The organism is Corallococcus silvisoli (assembly GCF_009909145.1).
In the GTDB taxonomy this organism is placed as follows: Bacteria; Myxococcota; Myxococcia; order Myxococcales; family Myxococcaceae; genus Corallococcus; species Corallococcus silvisoli.
The window spans coordinates 445893-469196 of record NZ_JAAAPJ010000007.1; the positions used below are offsets into that span (position 1 = coordinate 445893).

The 23304-nt window shown below is 69.6% G+C and carries 19 protein-coding genes and 1 CRISPR repeat array (1 of these 20 cut by a window edge); of the genes, 15 read left to right on the top strand and 4 right to left on the bottom strand.

The window, feature by feature from the left end:
- Window positions 1-71: 71 nt before the first annotated feature.
- Both GTY96_RS16165 and GTY96_RS16170 read right to left on the bottom strand, forming a co-directional pair.
- A complete protein-coding gene (locus GTY96_RS16165; protein ID WP_143904046.1) occupies window positions 72-572 on the bottom strand; it encodes a hypothetical protein in 501 nt (166 codons plus the stop codon).
- 125 nt (window positions 573-697) lie between these two features.
- The gene (locus GTY96_RS16170) at window positions 698-2044 is read right to left on the bottom strand and encodes a short-chain fatty acid transporter (RefSeq protein ID WP_161665185.1); all 1347 of its coding nucleotides are present in this window, start codon (window positions 2042-2044) and stop codon (window positions 698-700) included.
- A 79-nt stretch (window positions 2045-2123) separates the two neighbouring features.
- Here GTY96_RS16170 and GTY96_RS16175 point away from each other — a divergent pair, with 79 nt between their 5' ends.
- The 8 genes from GTY96_RS16175 to GTY96_RS16210 all read left to right on the top strand — a co-directional run bounded on the left by GTY96_RS16175 (window position 2124) and on the right by GTY96_RS16210 (window position 9929).
- Window positions 2124-3596 (top strand): ATPase domain-containing protein, encoded by a 1473-nt coding sequence (locus GTY96_RS16175; RefSeq protein WP_161665186.1) that lies wholly within the window; start codon window positions 2124-2126, stop codon window positions 3594-3596.
- 14 nt (window positions 3597-3610) lie between these two features.
- Window positions 3611-4000 carry a response regulator gene (locus tag GTY96_RS16180; RefSeq protein WP_143904052.1) on the top strand — a complete coding sequence of 130 codons (390 nt, stop codon included), beginning with the start codon at window positions 3611-3613 and terminating at the stop codon, window positions 3998-4000.
- A gap of 32 nt (window positions 4001-4032) precedes the next feature.
- Window positions 4033-4854, top strand: coding sequence for a hypothetical protein (locus GTY96_RS16185; protein WP_143904054.1), 822 nt, complete (start codon window positions 4033-4035; stop codon window positions 4852-4854).
- Window positions 4855-4981: 127 nt separating this feature from the next.
- Window positions 4982-5389: a hypothetical protein gene (locus GTY96_RS16190; protein WP_143904056.1), complete on the top strand. Its 408-nt coding sequence runs from the start codon at window positions 4982-4984 to the stop codon at window positions 5387-5389.
- A complete protein-coding gene (locus GTY96_RS16195) occupies window positions 5382-5639 on the top strand; it encodes a DUF5985 family protein (RefSeq protein ID WP_143904058.1) in 258 nt (85 codons plus the stop codon). The genes GTY96_RS16190 and GTY96_RS16195 overlap by 8 nt, the downstream gene beginning before the upstream one ends.
- A 13-nt stretch (window positions 5640-5652) precedes the next feature.
- Window positions 5653-5928 carry a DUF5985 family protein gene (locus tag GTY96_RS16200; RefSeq protein ID WP_255442427.1) on the top strand — a complete coding sequence of 92 codons (276 nt, stop codon included), beginning with the start codon at window positions 5653-5655 and terminating at the stop codon, window positions 5926-5928.
- A 31-nt stretch (window positions 5929-5959) separates the two neighbouring features.
- On the top strand, window positions 5960-6913 hold the full coding sequence (locus tag GTY96_RS16205; RefSeq protein WP_161665187.1) for an aldo/keto reductase: 954 nt from the start codon (window positions 5960-5962) through the stop codon (window positions 6911-6913).
- 157 nt (window positions 6914-7070) lie between these two features.
- Entirely contained in the window at window positions 7071-9929 is a 2859-nt protein-coding gene (locus GTY96_RS16210; RefSeq protein ID WP_161665188.1) for a GAF domain-containing protein, read from the top strand.
- A 29-nt stretch (window positions 9930-9958) separates the two neighbouring features.
- On the opposite strand, the gene GTY96_RS16215 is transcribed toward GTY96_RS16210, so the two are convergent.
- Together GTY96_RS16215 and adh are read right to left on the bottom strand one after the other, a co-directional pair.
- Window positions 9959-10348: a DUF779 domain-containing protein gene (locus GTY96_RS16215; RefSeq protein WP_143904063.1), complete on the bottom strand. Its 390-nt coding sequence runs from the start codon at window positions 10346-10348 to the stop codon at window positions 9959-9961.
- 8 nt (window positions 10349-10356) lie between these two features.
- Entirely contained in the window at window positions 10357-11883 is a 1527-nt protein-coding gene (adh, locus tag GTY96_RS16220) for an aldehyde dehydrogenase (RefSeq protein ID WP_161665189.1), read from the bottom strand.
- A gap of 213 nt (window positions 11884-12096) precedes the next feature.
- On the opposite strand from adh, the gene GTY96_RS16225 reads away from it, so the two are divergent.
- Genes GTY96_RS16225 through cas2 form a run of 7 tightly spaced genes read left to right on the top strand, consistent with a single transcriptional unit; the run spans window position 12097 to window position 19796 of the window.
- On the top strand, window positions 12097-14400 hold the full coding sequence (locus GTY96_RS16225) for a CRISPR-associated endonuclease Cas3'' (RefSeq protein WP_235685635.1): 2304 nt from the start codon (window positions 12097-12099) through the stop codon (window positions 14398-14400).
- Between the two features lie 28 nt (window positions 14401-14428).
- Complete coding sequence (gene cas5c / locus GTY96_RS16230; protein ID WP_161665190.1) at window positions 14429-15097, top strand: type I-C CRISPR-associated protein Cas5c; 669 nt, start codon at window positions 14429-14431, stop codon at window positions 15095-15097.
- A complete protein-coding gene (gene cas8c / locus GTY96_RS16235; RefSeq protein ID WP_161665191.1) occupies window positions 15094-16812 on the top strand; it encodes a type I-C CRISPR-associated protein Cas8c/Csd1 in 1719 nt (572 codons plus the stop codon). Before cas5c ends, cas8c begins: the two co-directional genes overlap by 4 nt.
- Window positions 16813-16872: 60 nt before the next feature.
- Window positions 16873-17820: a type I-C CRISPR-associated protein Cas7/Csd2 gene (gene cas7c / locus GTY96_RS16240; RefSeq protein WP_161665192.1), complete on the top strand. Its 948-nt coding sequence runs from the start codon at window positions 16873-16875 to the stop codon at window positions 17818-17820.
- Entirely contained in the window at window positions 17817-18476 is a 660-nt protein-coding gene (gene cas4 / locus GTY96_RS16245) for a CRISPR-associated protein Cas4 (RefSeq protein WP_161665193.1), read from the top strand. Before cas7c ends, cas4 begins: the two co-directional genes overlap by 4 nt.
- Window positions 18473-19501 (top strand): type I-C CRISPR-associated endonuclease Cas1c, encoded by a 1029-nt coding sequence (gene cas1c, locus GTY96_RS16250; protein ID WP_161665194.1) that lies wholly within the window; start codon window positions 18473-18475, stop codon window positions 19499-19501. The genes cas4 and cas1c overlap by 4 nt, the downstream gene beginning before the upstream one ends.
- Before the next feature lie 4 nt (window positions 19502-19505).
- Entirely contained in the window at window positions 19506-19796 is a 291-nt protein-coding gene (gene cas2, locus GTY96_RS16255) for a CRISPR-associated endonuclease Cas2 (RefSeq protein ID WP_143904076.1), read from the top strand.
- A 183-nt stretch (window positions 19797-19979) separates the two neighbouring features.
- Window positions 19980-23304: a CRISPR direct-repeat array (repeat unit 37 nt; unit sequence GTCGCTCCGCTCTCCGGGGCGGAGCGTGGGTTGAAAC); it runs 254 nt beyond the window's last position.

The window sequence follows — 23304 nt, forward strand, 5'->3', positions numbered from 1 at the left end:
AGACAACGGCGCCCGCCCCGGAGTCCTTCCCGGGCGGGCGTCGGCGCGACCGGACTTCCAGGCGCGAAGGGCTACAGCACCTTCACCGGCACTTCCTTGAGCACCTGGTCGCCGCGCATGATGACGACGGTCCAGTTGCCGGGCTTGGCCAGCTTCACGCCGGTCCACTGCCGCGCGCGCCAGCCCTCGCCCTTCACCTTCACGTCCTTCGTCTCACGCACGGTGTTGCCCTGCTTCACCTGCACCGTGAGGTCCTCCACGGAGTCGCCCTGGGGCACCAGGTAGCTCTGCCACAGCATCACGGAGGCCCCCGCCTTGACGCCCTCGGGGCCCACCTCGGCGGTGCACTCGTACTTGTTGGGGCCGTCCTTGGCCACCTCCGTGCACAGCTTGGCCTCCACCAGCACGGGGCCCTGGCCCTGGCCCTTGTAGAAATAGTTCCAGGTGTCACGCACGGCGTCCGCGCTGGGGGGCTTCACGGACTCGGCCGCCGGGGCCGCCTCCTGGGCTCCCGCCACCGTCGCCATTCCCAGCACCGCGCACAGCACGCTTCCTTTGAACACGTTCATCATGTCTTGGGGTCCCCTCGTTGATGTCATGGGGGGCCGGCCCACATCCGGCCCTTGGGTGTGCGTGTCTAGCATGGAACAGCGCGCGCCCCTGCTTCCCTCCCGGCCCCGGCGCATGGCGTGCCGCGCTATCCGAAGAGGAAGAAGGCCAGCGTCACCAGCGGCAGGTACGCGAGGAACGCGACCAGGAGGAAGCCGAGGATGTCCTTGAACTCCAGCCGCGCCACGGCCAGCAGCGGCAGCGCCCAGAAGGGCTGGATGAGGTCGGTGGCCATGTCGCCCCAGGCGTACGCCAGCACCACCTTCTCCGGCGCCACGCCCAGCCGCCCCGCCGCCTCCAGCAGGTAGGGCGCCTCGATGGCCCACTTGGAGCCGCCGGAGGGCACGAAGTAGTTCACCACGCCGCTGTACAGGTACACGACGGCGGGGAAGGTGTCGCGCGTGGACAGCGACACGAAGAGCTCCCCGATGCGGTCCGTGAGCCCGGTGGCCTTGAAGATGCCGTAGATGCCCGCGTACAGCGGGAACTGCAGCACGATGCCGTGCAGCACGCCCGCCGCCTCCTCGCTGGCCTTGAGCAGCCGCGCGGGCGTGCCGTGCAGCAGCACCGCCAGCGTGAGGAAGGTGAAGTTCACCCCGTTGAGGTTGAGCGCCTTCCAGCCGCCGTTCAGCCACAGGTGCCGGGCGAACCACACCAGTCCCAGCACGCCGAAGACGGCGTTGAGCAGCCAGGCGTTGTCCAACCACTCGGCGGGGCTCAGCGGCCCTCGGGGCTTCTGGGGCGGAGTGAAGTCCCCCAGCTTCTCCAGCACCGCGGGGTCCACCCGCACGGTGCGCGCGGGGGACGGGTGCAGCGCCCACGCCAGCCCGGTGAGCAGCGCCACCGCCGCCAGCGTGAGGCCCACGTTGAAGGGGGAGAACAGCGTCCGGCTGATGGGGATGAGGCCCAGCTGCTTCTCCAGGAAGTGCCCTGGCGTCGCGACCAGCAGCGGGGCGGAGGCGGACAGGCCCGCGTGCCAGGTGGCGCCCAGCCCGAAGTACGCGCACGCCACCAGCAGCCGGTAGTCCACGTCCGGGCGGCGCCGCGCGATGAAGCGCACCAGCATGGCGCTGGCCACCAGCGACAGGCCCCAGTTGAAATACGCGAGCGCCATGGACACCGCCGCCATCAGGGCCGTGGCGCCCCGCGGGCTCCTGGGCAGGCTCGCGACCTTCTCCAGCAGCGCCTTCACCGGCGCGGTGAGCGCCAGCAGGTAGCCCGTGAACATCACCAGCGCCATCTGCATGGAGAAGGTGAGCAGCTCCCAGAACCCGCCGCCCCAGGCGTCCAGCACCGCGGGCGGCGCGGCGCCCCCCCAGCCCATGGCCAGCGCCATCGTGAGCAGCGTGAGCAGCACGGCGATGGCGAAGGCGCTGGGCACGAAGCGCGCGGAGAATCGGCCCAGGCCTTCGGCGAACCGGACGAGGGTTTCCACGGTGGCGGGCTCCAGGCGGTCAGGCGACCCCAGAAACTCCCAGGGCGGCACGGGGTGTTTTACGGTAAGAGCGGTCGCCATGTCCCCTAGCGAGCAGCACCCTCCCGTCTTCGAGCGCATCGCGACAGGCGTGCCCGGACTGGATCCCATCCTGGGCGGTGGCCTGATGGCATCGGGCGTCTACATCGTCGTGGGGGAACCGGGGGCGGGGAAGACGCTCTTCGCCAACCAGCTCTGCTATTCGCAGGCGCGCCAGGGGACGCGCTGTCTCTATGTGACGCTGCTGGCGGAGTCCCACTCGCGCATGCTCTCGAACCTGCGAGGCATGGCGTTCTTCGACGCGTCCCAGCTCCCCCAGCGCATCTACTACGTCAGCGGCTTCCGGATGCTGGAGGAGCAGGGCCTGCCGGGGCTCCTGGAGCTGCTGCGCCGGGAGATGCGCAACCACGGCGCGGGCATCCTGGTGCTGGACGGGCTGGTGCAGGCGCAGGAGGCCGCGGGCAGCAGCCGCGACTTCAAGAAGTTCATCCACGAGCTCCAGGTGTCCGCCGGCCTGTCGCGCTTCACCGCGCTCCTGCTCACCAGCAGCGTGGGCCCCACCGTGCATCCGGAATACACGATGGTGGACGGCATCCTGGAGCTGCGCGAGCGCACGGCCGCCATGCGCTCCTGGCGGGAGCTGCAGGTGCGCAAGTTCCGGGGCAGCGCCAGCCTCGGCGGTTCGCACCACTTCCGCATCTCCGAGGCGGGCGTGGAGGTGTTCCCCCGCCTGGAGTCGATGGTCAGCCGCGCGCAGCCGCCGGACTGGGGCGCGCAGCGGGTGCGCTTTGGCGTGCCCACGCTGGACGCGATGATTCCGGAGGGCATCGCCGCCGCGTCCACCACGCTGGTGATGGGGCCTCCGGGCTGCGGCAAGACGCTGCTGGGCGCCAGCCACCTGGCGGAGGGCCTGCGGCTGGGCGAGCCCGGCCTGATGGTGAGCTTCTACGAGGGGCCGGAGCGGCTGCTGCACAAGGCGGCCAGCGTGGGCCTGTCGCTGGGGGGCGCGGTGAAGGATGGCCGGCTGGTGCTCCAGTGGAACATGCCCGCGGAGTGCAACCTGGACATGGTGGTGCACGCGATGATGGAGGACGTGCGCAAGCGCGGCGTGAAGCGCCTGTTCGTGGACGGCCTGAGCGCCATGGTGGAGACGACCCACGAGCCGGCGCGCATCAGCCCCTTCTTCGCCGCGCTCACGCAGGAATTGCGACGCCACGGGGTGACGACCGTCTTCACGCTGGAGACGCCGCGCCTCTTCGGCCCGGACATGGATGTGCCCCTGGGCACCGGCCTGTCCGGTGTGGCGGAGAACCTGCTGTTCATGCGTCACCTGGAGCTCAACGGACGGCTGCGGCGGCTGCTGTCCATCTTCAAGCTGCGCGACGCGGACTACGACCCGACGCTGCGCGAGTTCCTCATCACCTCCCAGGGAATCGAGGTCCAGCCTCCCTTCCAGCCGTCGCCCGAGCTGCTGCTCACCGGCATCGCCCGCTTCCCGGGCAACCACTCCTGACCCCCTGAGGACCCGTGGTTCCCGCGACCGAGACCGTGCTGGTGGTGGACGACGAACAGGGCATCTTGGAAGCGCTGGCGGACCTCTTGCGTGAAGAGGGCTACCGCGTGCTCACGGCGTCCCATGGCCGCGAGGCCCTGGAGCGCCTGGCGGAGGTGAAGCCGGACCTGGTCCTCACGGACTGGATGATGCCGGTGCTGGACGGCCCCGCGCTCATCGAGCGCCTCCAGCAGGACCCCGCGCTCCGCGGCATCCCCGTGCTGGGCATGAGCGCCGTGGACGTGAGCGGCCTCAGGCGCCAGCACCCCGGCATGGAATTCCTCCAGAAGCCCTTCGACATCCGCGCCCTGATGAAGCTGGTGCGCAGGGCCCTGGACGCCACCCCCTCCGTCCAGGGAGGGTGAGGCGAAGCGCCGCGCGTCTGGAGGGTCCCGCCATGTTCCACCTGCTGAAGCTGGGTCCGGTGCCCCTCTCCGTGGGCACCACGGGTGTGTACCTGCGCATTGGCGAGACGGGCGACCCGTCCGCCCCCGTCTTCGAGCAGACGGACGCCGCCGGGGTGCGCGCCCTCATCGCCGGGCTGGAGCCGTCCCAGGTGTCCTGCGAGCCCGCGCTGGCGGACGCCGCCGCCGAGCTGGGCCTGGCCGTGGCGCCCCCCTCGCCCGCGGCGCTCTCCGCGAGGGCGGCCATCGCCACCTTCCTCGCGTGGGGGCAGCTGGGCGTGTCCGGGCTGGGGTCGGACAAGGCGCTGCTCTTCGTCCAGGCCGCCACCGAGTTCTGGGACGCGAAGCCCTGGACGCACTGGGATGACAGCCAGCCCTTCGTCGTGGAGGTGACCGGCGCGCACGCGCACACCTACGAGGGCTGCGTCTTCCACGGCGACGACGAGGGGCCCTCGGGGCTGGCCCTCTACCTGGCCCCCGGCGCGCTCGCGTGGCTGCTGGAGCTCCAGGTGCACGGCGACGACCAGGAGGCGAAGGCGCTGCCCGCCATCACCGTGTCGCTGGAGGCCCGCCCCCCCTACGCCGTGGAGGCGCTGTCCGCCGCGGGCCGCCTGCCCCGGCTGCCCCTGCCCGTGAAGGCCGGCCCCCAGGGCCTGACCGTCCCCTCCAGCCTGGAGGCCCTCATCCTGGTGGCCGCCCTGCGCGCCGTGGCCCGCCTGTCCCCCGCGCAGCCGGAGGCCCTGAGCAGCATGGTGGCCGGCGATGCCCGCATGGACGTCCGCGTGCGGGCCCCCGCCCCCCGCGTGCGCAACTAGGCGGAACCAGGCACCCCCTGCCGTGACGCCCCCGCGCCAGGCGGGGGAACGGGCTGTGTGGAACTGTGAACAACCTTCGTCATCGTAAAGGTTGATTCACAAAGTATCTGGGTCCATAGGTGGAGACGTGACTGACGCCGGCCTCACTCCTCGGGTCCAGCGCTTCCTCACGACGCACATCGATTCCATCGAGAAGCTGGAGGTGCTCCTCCTGCTTCGCGCCCGGACCGACCGGGCGTGGACGGCGTCAGCGGTGGCACTGGAGCTGCGCATCACCGAAGCCTCCGCGGCCCGCCGACTGGCGGAGCTGAAGACGGGAGGGCTCCTGCTCCAGGATGGCGAAGCCTCCTTCCGGTTCAGTCCTGGCCGGTCGGACGACGTGCAGGCCACCGCGGAGCTGGCGACCGCGTACGCGGCGCGCCGCGTGAGTGTGATTTCGTTCATCTTCTCCCGGCCCATGGACCGGGTGAGGGGCTTCGCGGACGCGTTCGTGCTCAAGCCGGACACGGACAAGGACGGCGACGGAAATGGCTGAGGCGGTCTACATCCTGTGCGCGCTGACGAGCGCGGCGTGCGCGGTGCTGCTGCTGCGGGCGTGGCGGCGCACGCGGATGAAGCTGCTGCTCTACAGCGGGCTGTGCTTCGTGTTCTTCACCGTGAACAACGTGCTCTTGTTCGTGGACCTGGTGCTCATCCCCGCGGGAGACCTGACGATGGCGCGCACCGTCACCTCGCTGGTGGCCAGCGGGGTGCTGCTCTTCGGCCTCATCTGGGACGTGTCGTGAGGAAGGGGGCGCGGTGTTGAAGACCCTGCTCGATGGCGCCGTGCTGATGGCGTACCTGGCCTGCGCCCTGTTCTTCCTCCGCTTCTACCTCCAGTCGAAGGACCGGCTCTTCGCCCTGTTCTCCCTGGCCTTCACGCTGATGGGCGTGCACAACCTGCTGGGCGCGCTGGTGGCGCCGGACCTGGACGCCGAGCGCGTCTATTATCTGTACGTCGTGCGGCTGGTGGCCTACCTGCTCATCCTGGGAGCCATCTGGGACAAGAACCGCGCGGGGCGTGCTTCGCGGTGAGATGCTGTTCCTCCTCCAGGAGGACCCTCGCATGGCAGACACATCGCTCCCCCGCTTCCCTCCTCGCCGGGGGCTCGGGCGCACGGGCTTCACCGCGACGGCGGTGGGCATTGGTGACGTGGCGGACCGCACGGTGCCGCGCGCGGAGCTCGTCGCTACGCTGGCGCGGGCGCTGGACGCGGGGCTCAACGTCATCGACACCGCGCCGGGCTACGAGGACGGCCTGAGCGAGGAGGTCGTGGGCGAGGCCTTGAGGGGCCGGCGCGAGGGCGTCTTCGTCATCGACAAGGTGGATGTGCTGGACGCGCCGGTGGCGCCGCAGGTGGAGGCGAGCCTGGCGCGGCTGGGGCTGCCGTCGGTGGACCTGTTCGCGCTGCACGCGGTGAGGTCGCTGGAGCAGTGGGAGGCGGTGGCCCGGCCGGGCGGCGCGCTGGAGCAGCTGGAGGCGTGCGTGGCGAAGGGGCGGGCGCGCTTCAAGGGCATCTCCTGCCACCACCCGGACGCGCTCGTGGCGGCGGTGCGCTCCGGGCGGTGCGACGTGGTGATGTTCCCGCTGGGGCCCTTCGTGGACGCGCGCTACGTGGAGGAGGTCTTGCCCCTGGCGCGCGAGCGCGGCGTGGGCGTGGTGTCCTTCAAGACGTTCGGCGCGGGGAAGCTGCTGGGCGACACGGAGGGTTATGGCCGGCCACTCCAGGCACGCCCGCGCGGCAAGGTGAGCTCCGGCGGCGAGGCGCGCGACACGCCGGTGTTGCCGCACCTGACGGTGGCGGAGTGCGTGCACTACACGCTTACGTTGGATCCGGACGTGATGCTGATGGGGATGGGCTTCGCGAACGAACAGGACGCCGCGCTGCAAGCGGCCGCGGCCTTCCGGCCCCTGGATGCTGCCGGGCTCCGGACGGTGCGCGAGCGGGCGCGCGAGGCCATCCAGGGCAAGGGCGAGGTGTGGTGGAACCCGCCTTCACCGGAGGCTGTCGCGGGCTGAGCCTCCGCGCGTGGGCAGGCGGGCAGTGGCGGGTTGCCTGTCGGACACTCGATTTGAATCCCGCGGCGATGAAGGCTCGCGAGGCATCGGGGCTCGTCATTATCGGGGCGTCCCCTGGGTGAAAGGGCGTCCTCCCATGGCGCCGTGATCGCGCTCCATGCCCGAACCTTCCATCGAGCCCCTGACCGAGCCCGCCGGTGAGCCGTCGCGGCCCCGCGCCCCGACAGGGGAGGGCGCGACGCCCCGCTCCCCGGAGGTGTTCCTGGGGGCCGGGGACGCCCCCTCCGCGCGGGAGCCGGGGCCTCTGGAGTCCGTGGCGCCTCGCATGGCGGAGGGGCGCTTCGCGTTCCTGGCCCGCGCGGGCGAGGTGCTGTCGTCGTCGCTGGATGAACCGACCGTGCTGCGCCAGCTGGCGGAGCTGGTGGTGCCGGAGCTGGCGGATTGGTGCACGGTGGACCTCCTCACCCCGGCCCGGACCGTGGTGCGCCGGGCCGCCGCGCACCGGGACCCCGCGCGGGTGCCCGCGGTGTATGCGATTGCGGAGCGCTGGCCGCCCCGGGCGGATGAGCCGCGGTCCGTGGGCTACGTGCTGGGGACCGGTCAGTCCCTCCTGGTGCCGGAGCTCACCGAGGCCCGGATGCGGGAGGCCGTGGCGCAGGGGAACGAAGCGCTGGCCGAGGCGTGGCGCCTGGGCTGCCGCTCCGTGATGCAGGTCCCGCTGGCGGCGCGGGGGCGCGTGTTGGGATGTCTGTCATTGGTCGCCGGCGAGTCCGGCCGCCGCTACGACGAGCACGACCTGGAGCTGGCGCGGGAGCTGGCCCGCCGGGCCGCGCTGTCGCTGGACAACGCGCTGCTGTACGGCGAGGCCCGTCAATCCCAGGCGCGCGCCGCGCGGCTGCAAGCGGTGACGGCGGCGCTGTCCCGCGCGGCCACCGAGGACGCGGTGGCGCAGGTGCTGGCGCGCGAGGTGTGGGATGCCAGCGGCGCCACGCGCGTCGCGGTGCTGGCCCTGGAGGAGGACGGCCTGCTGCGTCCGCTGCGCCTGCTGGGCTATTCGCAGGAGGCGCTGACCCGCTTCACCCGGCCTCCCCATGAGCCCTCGCGCCCGGAGGTGTGTCAGGTCCTCCGGCGGGAGGCGGCGTGGTTCTCCTCGTTGGAGGAGTTCATCGCCCAGCATCCCCGGGACGAGGCGTTCGCGCGCAGCCTGGGCCCCGGGGCGCGCGCGGTGGTGCCGCTGTGGTGCGAGACGCGCGTGCGGGGGTTGCTGCTGCTCGCGTGGCCGGAGTCGCGGGTCTTCTCGGCCGCGGAGCGAGGCTTCCTGGAGGCGCTGGCGCACCAGTGCGCGCAGGCGCTGGAGCGGGCCGCGCTCTACGAAGCGCTGCGCGAGCGCACGGAGCGGCTGCGGCAGGCGCTGGTGACCGGCGACATGGGGACGTGGCGGGTGGACCTGTCGCACGGCAGGGAGCTGCGCGACGCGGCGCTCAACCACATGCTGGGGTTGCCGGCGGTGGACTCCGCGTCGTCCGTGGGGGACCTGTTGGAGCGCGTGTACCCGGAGGACCGTCCGCACGTGGAGGCGGAGTACCTGCGTTACCAGCGGGAGGTGCCGGGCTTCTTCGAGCTGGAGTTCCGCGTGGTGCGCCGCGACGGCGGCGTCCGCTGGCTGCACAGCGTGGGGCAGTCCTTCGCGGGGCCGGATGGGAAGGTGGCGGAGCTCACCGGCGCGATGGCGGACGTCACACGGCGCAAGGAGGCCGAGGAGCGGCTTCAGCTGCTGCTGGACGCGAGCCGCGTGCTGGCGCCGCGCCTGGACGACGTGGAGGAGGCGCTGCCCAGCGTGGCGCGGCTGGTGGTGGACCATGTCGCCACCGGCTGTCTGGTGGACCTGGTCGCGCCGGACGGCACCCTGCGGCAGGTGACGGCGGCGCACCGCGTGCCGGCCCATGACGCGCGGCTGAAGGCGTCCCTGTCGGCGGAGGACCGGGGGCCGGCGCACCCGGCGCTCCAGTGCTTCGAGTCGGGGGAGGTCTGCTTCGTGTCGCGCCTGGACTTCAAGCACCGCGACGCTGTCTCCGCGAGCGAGTCCCACCGGGCGCTGGTGGCCAGCCTGGAGCCCACGTCGGTGCTGTCGGTGCCGCTGCGCTCGCGGGGCCGCACGCTGGGCGTCATCACGCTGTTCACCGCGGCGCCCCAGCGCGCGCTGGTGGCCGCGGACGTGACGATGGCGGAGGAGCTGGCGTTGCGCGTGAGCGTGGCGCTGGAGAGCGCGCGCCTGTTCCATGACGCCCAGTCCGCGGTGCGCCTGCGCGACGAGTTCCTCTCCGTGGCGAGCCACGAGCTGAAGACGCCGCTCACCAGCCTCATCCTCCAGCACAACCTGATTGGCCGGGCGCTGGAGAGCTCGGGCACGCCGGGGCCCGTCATCGGACGGCTGCACACCGCGCAGCGGCAGGTGTTCCGGCTGACGGCGCTGGTGGACAACCTGCTGGACGTGAGCCGGATGTCGTTGGGCAAGCTGTCGCTGGAGCGCGCGGAGGTGGACCTGACGCAGGTGACGCGCGACGCGGCGGAGCGGCTGGGGGAGGTGTTCGCGCAGGCGCGGTGCCCGCTCCAGCTGGAGCTGCCGAGCACGCTGACGGGCCAGTGGGACGCGCTCCGGTTGGACCAGGTGCTGGTGAACCTGCTCACCAACGCGGCGAAGTACGGCGCGGGCCGGCCGGTGTCGGTGCGCGCGGGCGTGAACGCTCGCGACGAGGCCTGGCTGGAGGTGCGCGACGAGGGCATCGGCATCGAAGCGGACGCGCTGCCGCGCCTCTTCGGCCGCTTCGAGCGCGCCGTGTCCGACCGGCACTACGGCGGCATGGGGCTGGGGCTCTACATCAGCCGCCAGATCGTCGACGCGCTGGGCGGCCGCATCGACGTGACCAGCCAGCCGGGGATGGGCGCCACCTTCACGCTGCGGCTGCCCCGCGCGGCGCCGGGGGGAGCGGCGCGGCCCCGTCCCCCCTCGAAGTGAGGGAGGACGGGAGGCGGGGGCGCTTCACGTCAGTGATGGGGTCCCTTGGGTGGGGGCCCTTCGGCTTCCAGCGCGCGGTACTCGTCGTCGGTGAACAGGCGCGAGCGGATGAGGAAGCGCACGCCTTCGGGGGCCTCGACGGAGAAGCCGCTGCCGCGACCGGGCACCACGTCCACGGTGAGGTGGGTGTGGCGCCAGTACTCGAACTGCGGGCCGGACATGTAGAAGGGCGTGTCGGCGATCCGGCCCAGGTACACGTCTTCCTGGCCCACGCGGAAGTCGCCGCGCGGGAAGCACATGGGCGCGCTGCCGTCGCAGCAGCCGCCGGACTGATGGAAGAGCAGCGGGCCGTGGAGGCCCTGCATCTTGTGGAGCAGGGCCTCGGCGGCCGGCGTCAGCTCGACGCGCGGCACGGTCATCGTCGTCCCTAGAAGAAGCCCATGGGCTTCGGGTCGTAGCTGACGAGCATGTTCTTCGTCTGCTGGTAGTGATTGAGCATCATCTTGTGCGTCTCGCGGCCGATGCCGGACTGCTTGTAGCCGCCGAACGCCGCGTGCGCGGGGTAGAGGTGGTAGCAGTTCACCCAGACGCGGCCCGCCTGGATGCCGCGGCCCATGCGGTAGGCGGTGCTGTTGTCGCGCGTCCACACGCCGGCGCCCAGGCCGTAGAGGGTGTCATTGGCCTGCGCGAGCGCGTCCGCGGCGTCCTTGAACTTCGCCACCGCGACGACGGGGCCGAAGATCTCCTCCTGGAACACGCGCATCTTGTTGTGGCCTTCGAAGATGGTGGGCTCCACGTAGAAGCCCTCCGACAGCGCGCCGGACAAGGACTTGCGGCCGCCGCCGGTCAGCACCTTGGCGCCCTCCTTCTTGCCGATGTCCAGGTAGGAGAGGATCTTCTCCAGCTGATCATTGGAGGCCTGCGCGCCAATCTGCGTGGAGACATCCAGCGGGTTGCCCTGGATGATGCGCTTCGTGCGCTCCACGGCCTTGTGCATGAAGTCGTCGTAGATGCGCTCGGCGACGAGCGAGCGGGACGGGCAGGTGCACACCTCGCCCTGGTTGAGGGCGAACATGGCGAAGCCCTCCAGCACCTTCTGGGCGAAGTCGTCGTCCTTGGCGAAGACGTCCTCGAAGAAGATGTTGGGGGACTTGCCGCCCAGCTCCAGGGTGACGGGGATGATGTTCTCGGAGGCGTACTGCATGATGAGGCGGCCGGTGGTCGTCTCACCCGTGAAGGCGATCTTCGAGATGCGCTTGTTGCTGGCGAGCGGCTTGCCGGCCTCGATGCCGAAGCCATTCACGATGTTGAGCACGCCGGGGGGGAGCAGGTCGCCCACCAGCTCCGCGAACTTGAGGATGGTGACGGGGGTCTGCTCCGCGGGCTTGAGGACGACGCAGTTGCCGGCGGCGAGCGCGGGGGCCAGCTTCCACGCGGCCATGAGCAGCGGGAAGTTCCAGGGGATGATCTGCCCGACGACGCCCAGCGGCTCGGTGAAGTGGTAGGCGACGGTGTTGTCGTCCAGCTGGCTGAGGGAGCCTTCCTGGGCGCGGATGCAGCCGGCGAAGTAGCGGAAGTGGTCGATGGCGAGCGGGAGGTCCGCGGCGAGCGTCTCGCGGACGGGCTTGCCGTTGTCCCACGTCTCGGAGACGGCGAGCATCTCCAGGTTCTGCTCCATGCGGTCGGCGATCTTCAGCAGGATGTTGGCGCGCTCGCCCGCGGCGGTGCGGCCCCACGCGTCCTTGGCCTTGTGCGCGGCATCCAGGGCCTTCTCGATGTCCTCCGCGGTGGAGCGGGGGATTTCACAGAAGGGGCGGCCGGTGACGGGGCTGATGTTCTCGAAGTACTGGCCCTTCACGGGCGGGACGAACTCACCGCCGATGTAGTTGCCATAGCGGCTCTTGTATTCGACCTTGCTGCCCTTCTGACCCGGCGCTTCATAGACCTTCGACATGGGGGACTCCCTGCGTTGGGTTTTGACGCACTCCTGAGGGGTTTGGACGCGGAACAGACCATAGGCAGGTAACGCTCCGCGTTATGTGAGAAGAGGAGGATGTAAATGTCTGTTAATGGTTGGTCGCCCAGACAGGTGCCGACAAGGCATACATGGGGAGGTGAGACCATGCCTCTTCCGGGGGATGTCGGAGCGCGTGGGCAGTAGGGCACGTTGCCGCCTCTCCTTTGCCTGGGGGGCATCCTGTCCGACGACGCCAATCGCACATCCGCGGACCTGAGCGCATGGGCGCACGTGGATGCGCGGGGTCGGCCGCACCTGCTCGAGGAGCACCTGGAGCAGGTAGGGGAGCTGGCGGGGCGGTTCGCGCGGAGGTTCCAGTCAGAAGGCTTCGCGCGGCTGGCGGGGCGATGGCACGACCTGGGGAAGTACACGGTCGCGTTCCAGAACCTCATCCGGCGGGAGAACGGGCTGGAGGCCCACCTGGAGCAGGAGGGGCCGGTGGGGCCCCGGGACCACTCCACGGCGGGGGCGCTGCATGCCAGGGAGGTGCTGGGCGGGGAGCTGGGCACACCGCTGGCATTCGTCATCGCTGGCCATCATGCGGGGCTGGCGAACGCGGAGGCGCTGGCGGACCGGCTCCAGCAGGAGCCTCGGCAGCGGCTGTATGCACAGGTGCTGTCGCGGCCGGTGCCGGAAGCGTTGCTGCGCGCGGAGGGGACGCTCGTGCTGCCGGAGTTCCTGGCCACGCGCCCGTCGTCACCTCGTGAGCTCAAGGTCTGGCGCCGGCGGATGGAGGTCTGGACGCGGATGCTGTTCTCCGCGCTCTGTGACGCGGACTTCCTGGACACGGAGGCGTTCTTCAATGCCGAGCGCGCGGCGCTGCGCGGGGAGTCCCCTGCCATCCCGGTGCTGCGTGACAGGCTTTCGCGGCACCTGGAGGCGTTGGGGGAGCGCGTCCGGGCGCAGGGGCCGTTGTCGGAGGTGAACCGCGTTCGCGCGGAGGTGCTGGAGGCGTGTCTGGCGAAGGCGGAGGAGCGCCCGGGCGTCTTCAGCCTCACGGTGCCCACGGGGGGAGGCAAGACGCTGGCGTCGATGGCCTTCGCGTTGGAGCACGCGGCGAGGCACGGGTTGGAGCGCGTGGTGGTGGCCATCCCGTTCACCTCCATCATCGAGCAGAACGCGGCGGTGTACGCGGAGGCGCTGGGTGGGGACGCGGTGCTGGAGCACCACTCGGGGGGAGACCCGGAGCGGGAGACGGCGCGCAACCGGGTGGCGGCGGAGAACTGGGACCGGCCCGTCGTGGTGACGACCACGGCGCAGCTCTTCGACAGCCTGTTCGCGAACCGGCCGGGGGCTTGTCGGAAGCTGCATCGGCTCGCGGGCAGCGTCATCGTGCTGGACGAGGCGCAGACGCTGCCGCCGGGGCTGCTCGCGCCCATCCTGGATGTGCTGCGCACGTTGGTGTCCGACCACGGGGCGTCGGTGGTCATCTGCACGGCCACGCAGCCGGCGCTGGGACAGCGGCCGGGGTTGGCGGAGGGCTTCGAGCAGGTGCGGGAGATCCTTCCGGATCCGCGTGAAGCCTTTCGGCGTCTTCGCCGTGTACGCGTGCGCTGGCCCGCGGAGGATGAGCCCTGGACACCGGAACGGCTCGCGGAGGACCTGGCCGGGGAGTCGAGCGTCCTGGCCATCGTGCACCGTCGCGACGATGCGCGGAGGACGTGCGAGGCATTGGACGCGCGGCTGGGGGACAAGCGAACGATTCACCTGTCCGCGCTCATGTGTCCGGCGCATCGGAGCGACGTGCTGGAGAAGGTGCGAGTCCGGCGCGTGCGAGGGGAGTCCGTGCGGCTGGTGGCCACGCAGCTCGTCGAGGCGGGCGTGGATCTGGACTTCCCGGTGGTCTACCGCGCGCTGGGGGGACTGGATGCGCTGGCGCAGGCGGCGGGCCGGTGCAATCGCGAGGGGCGGCTCGACAGGTTGGGGGAGCTGCGGGTGTTTCTGTCGTCCACGGAGCCGCCGCCCGGGGTGCCGTCCACGGCGCTGGGGGTGACGCGTGAGCTGCTGGGGGCGAACCCGGAGCTGGAGCTGTTCGAGCCTTCGACGTTCGCGGCCTACTTCAAGCGCCTCTACGGGTCGAAGTCCCTGGATGCGAAGGGAATACAAGAGCAGCGAGAGCGATTGCGTTTCCGGGAGACGGCGGAGCGTTTCCAGCTCATCGAGGACGGCTGGTCCGCGCCGCTGGTCGTGCCCTACGGAGAGTCCTCCGCGTGGGTGGCGGAGCTGGAGCGCGAAGGGCCTTCGAGGGACCGGCTGCGCTGGCTGCAACGCTACACGGTGAATGTCTCCCGGCGGCAGCGCGACGACTGGCTCGCGCGAGGGTGCGCGCGCTGGGTGGCGGAGACGGTGGTGGTGCTGGGGGAGGGGTTGGGGGCCGCCTACAGCAAGCGGCTGGGATTGGTTCCCGAGCGAGTGGGGACGTGGAGTCCCACGGCGCTGCTGGTGGATGGATGAGCGAACACGCGATGCATGGGGGTGACACATGAAAGCGCAGTCAGGCCGTGTCTTCCGGCTCCGGGCCCGGGGGCCGGTGGCGTGCTTCAGCAGGCCGGAGATGAAGGTAGAGCGGGTGAGCTACGAGGTGATGACGCCCTCCGCGGCGCGCGGCCTGTTGGAGGCCGTGCTGTGGAAGCCGGCCATCCGCTGGCAGGTGCATGAGATCACGGTGCTGGCGCCCATCGCGTGGACCAGCTTCCGCCGCAATGAGGTGAAGCAGCGCATGTCGGAAGGGGTGACGTTCTTCGCGGACGACTCGGACCGGAGGGCGCAGCGGAACACCGTGGCGCTGAGGGACGTGGACTACGTGGTGTCCGCGTCGTTCCATCTGACGGAGAAGGCCGGGCCGGAAGACTCAGTGCGCAAGTTCGAGGAGATGTTCGAGCGGCGTCTGGAGAAGGGGCAGACCTTCCAGGCGCCGTATCTCGGCTGCCGGGAGTTCGTCGCCGCGGTGGAGCCCGCACCGGAGCAGGTGCGGCCCATCGAGCCGGAGTTGGACCGGTCACTGGGCTGGATGTTCTACGACTTCGACTATCGCGGGGAGGAGACGGTGCCCCTCTTCTTCGAGGCGCGTCTTGAGAGAGGGCGGATGAAGGTGCCGACCTTGGAGCAGGTGCTCAAGGCCCAGGTTGGAGCGGGGGAGGAGCGCCGATGATGCTCAACGCGCTGTATGCCTATGCGCAACGAGAGGGTCTGCTGGAGGACCCCGACGTCGAGCTGCTGGCGGTGGATGCGCTCATCGTGGTGGGGAGCGACGGGCGTTTCCTGTCGTTGACGCCGACGACGGACGAACGAGGCCGGGGGCTGAAGCGTGCGGTGCCGCGCATTCCCAAGAGGACCGTGGCCATCCAGCCGGGCTTCTTCGTGGACAACGCCCGGTACGTCCTGGGGTGGGGCGGCGATGCGGCGAAGGCGAAGAAGAACCCGGAGCGCGCGGAGGCGTTCCAGGCCGTGGTGCACGCGGTGGCGAAGGAGACGAACGACCCCGGTGCTCAGGCCGTGGCTGCGTTCTTGTCGAAGCTCGAAAAGCAGCTCCCAAAGGTGGTGGAGCAGCGTGAGGAGTGGACAGGCGAGGAGCGTCTGGCCTTCCGCTGGTCGGGGGATGAGGAGGGGACGCTCGTGCACGAACGCCCCGCGTTGCGCGAGGCGTGGGCACGACGGAGAGGCGCGGAGGGGGTGGGAGATAGGGCCGCGCGCAGGATGCGCTGTCTGGTCACGGGAGAGATCGGTCCGGTGGCGCGCTTGCATCCCTCCATCAAGAACGTGCCTGGCGCGCAGTCGTCGGGTGCCGCGCTGGTGTCATTCAACGAGGAGGCATTCTGCTCGCAGGGGCTGACGCAAGGGGAGAACGCCCCCGTCTCCCGGGCCGCGGCGGAAGGGTATGCCACGGCGCTCAATCACATGTTGTCGCGAGATGGAGACCGGCGCTACCGGCAGGGCGTGTCGCTAGGCGAAGGCGCGGTGGTGGTGTTCTGGACGCGTGAGCCGGACCCGGTGGTCGACACGTTGTTGAACGTGCTCGACTTCCCGCAGCCGGCGCAGGCGGTGCATTTCGCGGAGTCCCCGCTGCGAGGGCTTGAGCCCGGAAAATTCGACGCGACGCGCTTCTACGCGATGACCCTGGGGGGCAACGCCGCACGCGTGGTGGTGCGCGACTGGTTCGAACTCGCCATCCGAGACCTCAAGCACAACGTCCTTGGCTACTTCGACGAATTGAAACTCGAGGGGAGACGCGAGCGACCGTTGTCCGTCTGGGACGCGGTGAGGGCGGTGGAGCCGCCAGGGGCTCGGGGGATTCCGCCGGACCTGGGGACGAAGTTGATCGGTGCGGCGCTGGGGGGCCGGCCCTTTCCCCGCGAGCTGTTGGCCGCCGCCCTGCGACGGCTGCGAGTCCCAGACAAGGACGACGGGGCGTCCTTCCTGCTGCATACGCGTTGCGCACTCATCAAGGCCACGTTGCGGCGACCGCCGCATGGCATCAAACCCATGGAGGTGTCCGTGTCGTTGAATCCAGACAGTCCTGAGGTGCCGTACCAGTTGGGCCGGTTGTTCGCCGTGTTGGAGCGGCTCCAGTGGATCGCGCTCGAGGGAGTCAACACCAGCATCAAGGATCGCTACTTCGGCGCGGCGATGGCGAACCCTGGAGTGGTGTTCCCGCGCTTGCTCCAGCTGTCCAACCATCACCTGGCGAAGCTGTTGGGGCGGTCGAAGGGCAGCGCCCGGTGGGTGGAGAAGCTGATCGCGGAGGTCATGGGCAGGCTTCCCCCCAGGGGGTGGTCGACGACCCTGAAGTTGGAGGAGCAGGGCCAGTTCGCCATTGGCTACTACCACCAGCGTCAGGACTTCTTCACGCGGCGGGATGAGGACTGATCGCTGCTCACGATGGATGGGTTGTTCTCACGAAACGGTGTGTCATCAGGAGTGGAATCCATGTCGCTCATCAAGAATCGCTATGACTTCGTCCTGCTGTTCGATGTGAAGGATGGAAACCCCAACGGGGACCCGGATGCGGGCAACCTGCCGCGTCTGGACCTGGAGACGGGGCATGGTCTCGTCACCGACGTGTGCCTCAAGCGCAAGGTGCGGAACTACGTGCAGCTTGTGCACGGATGCGCGGACGGCCAGGACATCTACGTGAAGGAGCGGGCGTTGCTCTCCGCGCTCCACGCGGAGGCTTACGGCCGACTGGGGTTGAAGGTGCAGGAGGACAGCGAGGAGTCCCCGGCTGAAGCCGAAGCCGAGAAGGCGGAGGCCAAGGGGAAGGGCAAGGCGGAGAAGAAGCGCAAGTCCTCGGATGGAGAGGTGGTGCGCAAGGTGCGCGACGAGATGTGCCGGCGCTATTTCGATGTGCGCACGTTCGGGGCGGTGATGTCGCTGAAGGAGGCGAACGCGGGGCAGGTGCGTGGGCCGGTGCAGCTCACCTTTGGTCGCTCGGTGGATCCGGTCGTCGCGGCGGAGCACACCATCACGCGGATGGCGGTGGCGACGCGCAAGGAAGCGGATCAGCAGCAGGGCGACAACCGGACGATGGGGCGCAAGAACACGGTGCCTTACGGCCTGTACCGCGCGCACGGCTTCGTGGCTCCGGCGCTGGCGAAGCAGACGGGGTTCGGGGAGGAGGACCTGGGCTTGCTGTGGAAGGCGCTGTTGGAGATGTTCGACCATGACCGGAGCGCGGCGCGCGGGCTGATGGCGACGCGGCGGCTCCTGGTGTTCCGCCACGCGAGCGAGCTGGGCAATGCGCCCGCGCACAAGCTGTTCGACGCGGTGACGGTGCGGCGCAAGGACGAGTCCCGGCCGCCGCGCGACTTCACGGACTACGCGCTGAGCGTGGGGAGCGTGCCGCCGGGCGTGGAGGTGATGGAGCTGGGCGGATGAGCGCCGGGCCCAGTGAATCCGACGCCTTCGTACCCATCTCCGGTCTCCAGCATCTGGTGTATTGCGAGCGGCAGGCCGCGCTCATCCACGTCGAACGCATCTGGGAGGAGGACGCCGCGACGGTGGCGGGCAAGCTCTTCCACGAGCGGGTGGACCGGGTGGGCAACGACCGCCGTGAGACAGGGAGGGTGGCGAGGGCGCTGCCGCTGCGCTCGGAACGGCTGGGCCTGGTGGGGCAGGCGGACACGGTGGAGTACCACCCGGACGCGACGGCACCGGGAGGGCTGCGGCCCTTCCCGGTGGAGTACAAGCGGGGAAGGGTGAAGTCGGAGCGCGCGGATCGAGTGCAGCTCTGCGCGCAGGCCCTGTGTCTGGAGGAGATGCACGGCGTGTCGGTCCCGGAGGGCGCGCTCTTCTACGGAGCGAGCCACCGGAGGGTGGGGGTGGTGTTCGACGTGGCGCTGCGCGAAGCGACGGAGTCCGCGGCGCGGAGGCTGGCGACGCTCATCCTGGAGCGACGGGTGCCGCGCGCGGTGTACGACGCGCGGTGCGCGCCGTGCTCATTGAAGCCCCGCTGTCTGCCCGAGTCGGTGTCGGATCCGGGCCGTGCGGTGAGGCATCTGGCCCGGATGCTGAAGGTGGAGGAGGAGGCATGAGTCTTCAGCTCAACACGCTGTTCGTGACGACGGAGGGGGCGTACCTGCGCAAGGACCACGAGACGGTGGTGGTCCGAGTGGAGGAGGCGACCCGGGTTCAGGTGCCCTTGCAGCATCTGGCGTCGGTGGTGTGTTTTGGGCGGGTGGGGGTGTCACCGGAGCTGATGTCGGCGCTGGCGGAGGCGGGGGTCCACGTGGCGTTCTTCTCCCCCACGGGGCGGTTCCTGGCGCGGGTGGAAGGAATGCCAGGTGGGAACGTGGTGCTGCGCCGGGGGCAGTTCCGGTGCGCGGATGATGGGCCGCGCACGCTGGCGTTGGCGCGGGCGATGGTGGCGGGCAAGGTCTACAACACGCGGCAGTTCCTGCTGCATGCGAAGCGCGACGCAGCGGATGCGCGGAGGCAGGGTCTGGCGGAGGCCACGGAGCGGCTGGCGTCGAGCCTGCGGACGTTGGGGAGCGCGGAGACGTTGGACGCGGTGCGAGGCGTGGAGGGGAACGCGGCCCGTGAGTACTTCGCGGTGTTCCCCTTGCTGGTGAAGCGCGAGGAAGAGGCGTTTCGGTTCGAGGGGAGGAGCCGGCGGCCGCCGAAGGACCGGATCAATGCGTTGCTGTCTTTCGGGTATGCGCTGTTGGCGCAGGACTGCGCGGGTGCGGCGGCGGGGGTCGGGTTGGATGCGGCGGTGGGATATTTGCATGGGGAGCGCCCAGGCAGGTTGTCGTTGGCATTGGACCTGATGGAGGAGCTTCGGGCGGCGGTGGTGGATCGTCTGGTGTTGTCGCTGGTGAACCGGGGGCAGGTGGGGGCGGGGGACTTCGTGGAGGATGCTGCGGGTGGCTGGAGGATGAGCGACGCGGCGAGGAAGACGTTCCTGGTGGCGTACCAGGAGGCGAAGCAGGTGCAGGTCCAGCACGAGTTCCTGGGGCAACAGGTGCCGTGGGGGCGGGTGCCGCACCTTCAGGCCCTGTTGTTGGCGAGGGTCATCCGAGGGGACCTGGAGGTGTACCCGCCCTTCAGGATGAGGTGAGGCGATGCTGGTGCTGGTCTGTTACGACGTGGCGAACGACGACGCAGCGGGGGCCCGGCGGTTGAGGAGGATCGCGGAGGCGTGCAAGGACCGCGGGGTGCGGGTGCAGTATTCGTTGTTCGAGTGCCGCGTCGGGAAGCGTGAGTGGGTGGCTTTGCGCCAGCGGTTGTTGGATGAGGCGGACCTGGCGAAGGACAGCCTGCGTTTCTATTTTCTACACGCGGATGAAGAGACCCGATGTGAGCACCACGGGGTTCGACCCCCGATGGATCCCACAGGCACCCTCATCGTTTGAGGGGCCGCGCGAACCCTTCCCAGTGGAGGGCTGCCCTGAGGTTCGCGCTCGGGAAACTCCGGGGAAGAACAGGGGGTTGTTGGGAGGGGATGGCTTCGCGAGGGAGGTGGAATGGTGCCGATGGAGGGGTTCGCGGAAAGCTTCGAATTTTCTTTGGAAACTTCATACGTTAGAGCCAGTAGGGTCGCTCCGCTCTCCGGGGCGGAGCGTGGGTTGAAACCTCGACCAGGGCGCGGCGCTGGCGAGCGCGGCGGTGTCGCTCCGCTCTCCGGGGCGGAGCGTGGGTTGAAACAGCGTCACAGGGTCGAGCTTCGGCAACGTGTCACGTCGCTCCGCTCTCCGGGGCGGAGCGTGGGTTGAAACGCCTTCGCAGGTTGTTCGCTGGGCGCCGTGGCCTCCAGTCGCTCCGCTCTCCGGGGCGGAGCGTGGGTTGAAACTCCCCGCCTCCAGTCGCGGTCTGCACCTGAAACAAGTCGCTCCGCTCTCCGGGGCGGAGCGTGGGTTGAAACGTAAGACCTACCCTGTGGGCCTTGAGCAGGAGGGTCGCTCCGCTCTCCGGGGCGGAGCGTGGGTTGAAACCACAAGCAGGTTCGTCCCCTCAGATGCCTTTATGGGTCGCTCCGCTCTCCGGGGCGGAGCGTGGGTTGAAACTCCTTCCGCCTGCGCTTGCTGCGGCGATTTTCTTGTCGCTCCGCTCTCCGGGGCGGAGCGTGGGTTGAAACCGAGCGGGACGCGGAGCCGGACGATACGCCTTATCAGTCGCTCCGCTCTCCGGGGCGGAGCGTGGGTTGAAACAAGACAAGACTATGGGAAAGGCTGAATTAGACAAATGTCGCTCCGCTCTCCGGGGCGGAGCGTGGGTTGAAACTTCAGGGCCGGGAAGTTCTTGAGGAATCGCTTCCGGAGTCGCTCCGCTCTCCGGGGCGGAGCGTGGGTTGAAACATCTTGGGGCCCAAGAGGACCGTGGCCATCCAGCCGGGCTTCTTGTCGCTCCGCTCTCCGGGGCGGAGCGTGGGTTGAAACATCTTGGGGCAGGAACCCGCGTACCTGGAAATGCGCCGGTCGCTCCGCTCTCCGGGGCGGAGCGTGGGTTGAAACGTGAGAGGGCACCACTGCCGTCTGCCGGATGACGTCGCTCCGCTCTCCGGGGCGGAGCGTGGGTTGAAACTGCTCCTGGATGTCGCGCAGGAGCGAGCTACGCTCCGTCGCTCCGCCCTCCGGGGCGGAGCGTGGGTTGAAACTAGGCACCAGCGGGGCTTGTTTTGGGGTCGCCATGGGTCGCTCCGCTCTCCGGGGCGGAGCGTGGGTTGAAACCTCACCGTCACGCTCAGCTGCGCAACGCCGTAGGTCGCTCCGCTCTCCGGGGCGGAGCGTGGGTTGAAACATGGTGCAGCACTGGCCGAACTTGGTCGCGAAACTGGAGGTCGCTCCGCTCTCCGGGGCGGAGCGTGGGTTGAAACCAGAGGGAGAGGAGGCGCCCCTGATCAGCACTGCGTCGCTCCGCTCTCCGGGGCGGAGCGTGGGTTGAAACTCGGCGCCCACGCCCCACATCGCCGAGCCGGGCCACGGCGTCGCTCCGCTCTCCGGGGCGGAGCGTGGGTTGAAACAATTCGCCACGCCACGTCTCTAGGCAACACGTCGTCCGTCGCTCCGCCCTCCGGGGCGGAGCGTGGGTTGAAACTTATGCCTGCCCGTCAACTTTCTGACTGTTATTTTGTCGCTCCGCTCTCCGGGGCGGAGCGTGGGTTGAAACGGCGTGAACGTCCCGGGGTTCGAGCGCGCTCCATATGGTCGCTCCGCTCTCCGGGGCGGAGCGTGGGTTGAAACATCGCTTCGCGCAGGGCCGCGATGGCTTCCAGCACGTCGCTCCGCTCTCCGGGGCGGAGCGTGGGTTGAAACATGGCGCCATCAACACCCAGGCCCTGCTCGATGAGTCGCTCTGCTCTCCGGGGCGGAGCGTGGGTTGAAACCCCCTCCCGGGGCCGCAGAGCGCACGGCTCATGGTCGCTCCGCTCTCCGGGGCGGAGCGTGGGTTGAAACTGGGGGTTCATCTTGTCCCCGCCACTCCACCGATGCGTGTCGCTCCGCTCTCCGGGGCGGAGCGTGGGTTGAAACTAGTAACCCTTGAATCCCCGCGCCCTCATCAGTCGCTCCGCTCTCCGGGGCGGAGCGTGGGTTGAAACTCCGCTGAGACCCGAGGGCGTTCGGGCACGGCGGGGTCGCTCCGCTCTCCGGGGCGGAGCGTGGGTTGAAACATGGCTCACCTGGAGAAAGAGGACGGCCCGTAGTCGCTCCGCTCTCCGGGGCGGAGCGTGGGTTGAAACGCGGTAACGGTGGGACACTCACGCCAGCTGGTGGTCGCTCCGCTCTCCGGGGCGGAGCGTGGGTTGAAACCGTGATCTCGCGCGCGCCGAGGGGCGCGCGCACTGTCGCTCCGCTCTCCGGGGCGGAGCGTGGGTTGAAACAGCTTCGATTTTCGCGATGGCCTGCTGGATTTTGTCGCTCCGCTCTCCGGGGCGGAGCGTGGGTTGAAACCCCAAGGGCGTGAGCAGGAACCCGGGCGGGCGCCGTCGCTCCGCTCTCCGGGGCGGAGCGTGGGTTGAAACTTCGGCACCGAGACGAAGGGCGCGAAGGCAAGGCTTGTCGCTCCGCTCTCCGGGGCGGAGCGTGGGTTGAAACCAGCTCTGCAAGGCCAGCGACAGGTCGCTGCTCACGTCGCTCCGCTCTCCGGGGCGGAGCGTGGGTTGAAACATCAAGTCGTCAATGCCTATCTATGGCGACTCTCGTCGCTCCGCTCTCCGGGGCGGAGCGTGGGTTGAAACCGCATCGCCCGGCTTGGCTACTACATCGTCCAGAGTCGCTCCGCTCTCCGGGACGGAGCGTGGGTTGAAACACAGCTGCGGACGGACCTGGTCGCGATGCTCCGTCGCTCCGCTCTCCGGGGCGGAGCGTGGGTTGAAACACCTGACACTTGTAGGTGATCTTCAGCGTCTTGCCGTCGCTCCGCTCTCCGGGGCGGAGCGTGGGTTGAAACCTCCGGTGATCGTCCAGGTGATCGCCGTTGGATTCGTCGCTCCGCTCTCCGGGGCGGAGCGTGGGTTGAAACCCGAGTTGACACCGCACCTCGGCAAGGCGCTGTCGGTCGCTCCGCTCTCCGGGGCGGAGCGTGGGTTGAAACAAGATGCGTACATGGCGCACCCCGGCCCCTGCGGCATCGTGTCGCTCCGCTCTCCGGGGCGGAGCGTGGGTTGAAACCAGGCCACGATGAACGCGAAGATGAGCATCACCACGTCGCTCCGCTCTCCGGGGCGGAGCGTGGGTTGAAACTCATGCTCGCCACTGTCGTCATAGACTGCGTGCATGTCGCTCCGCTCTCCGGGGCGGAGCGTGGGTTGAAACACCAGCAGCCGCCAGGAGTTTTCCCCCTCCACCTCGTCGCTCCGCTCTCCGGGGCGGAGCGTGGGTTGAAACTCGCGGACGAGGCGATCCTCGACGCGCCGGGTTACTG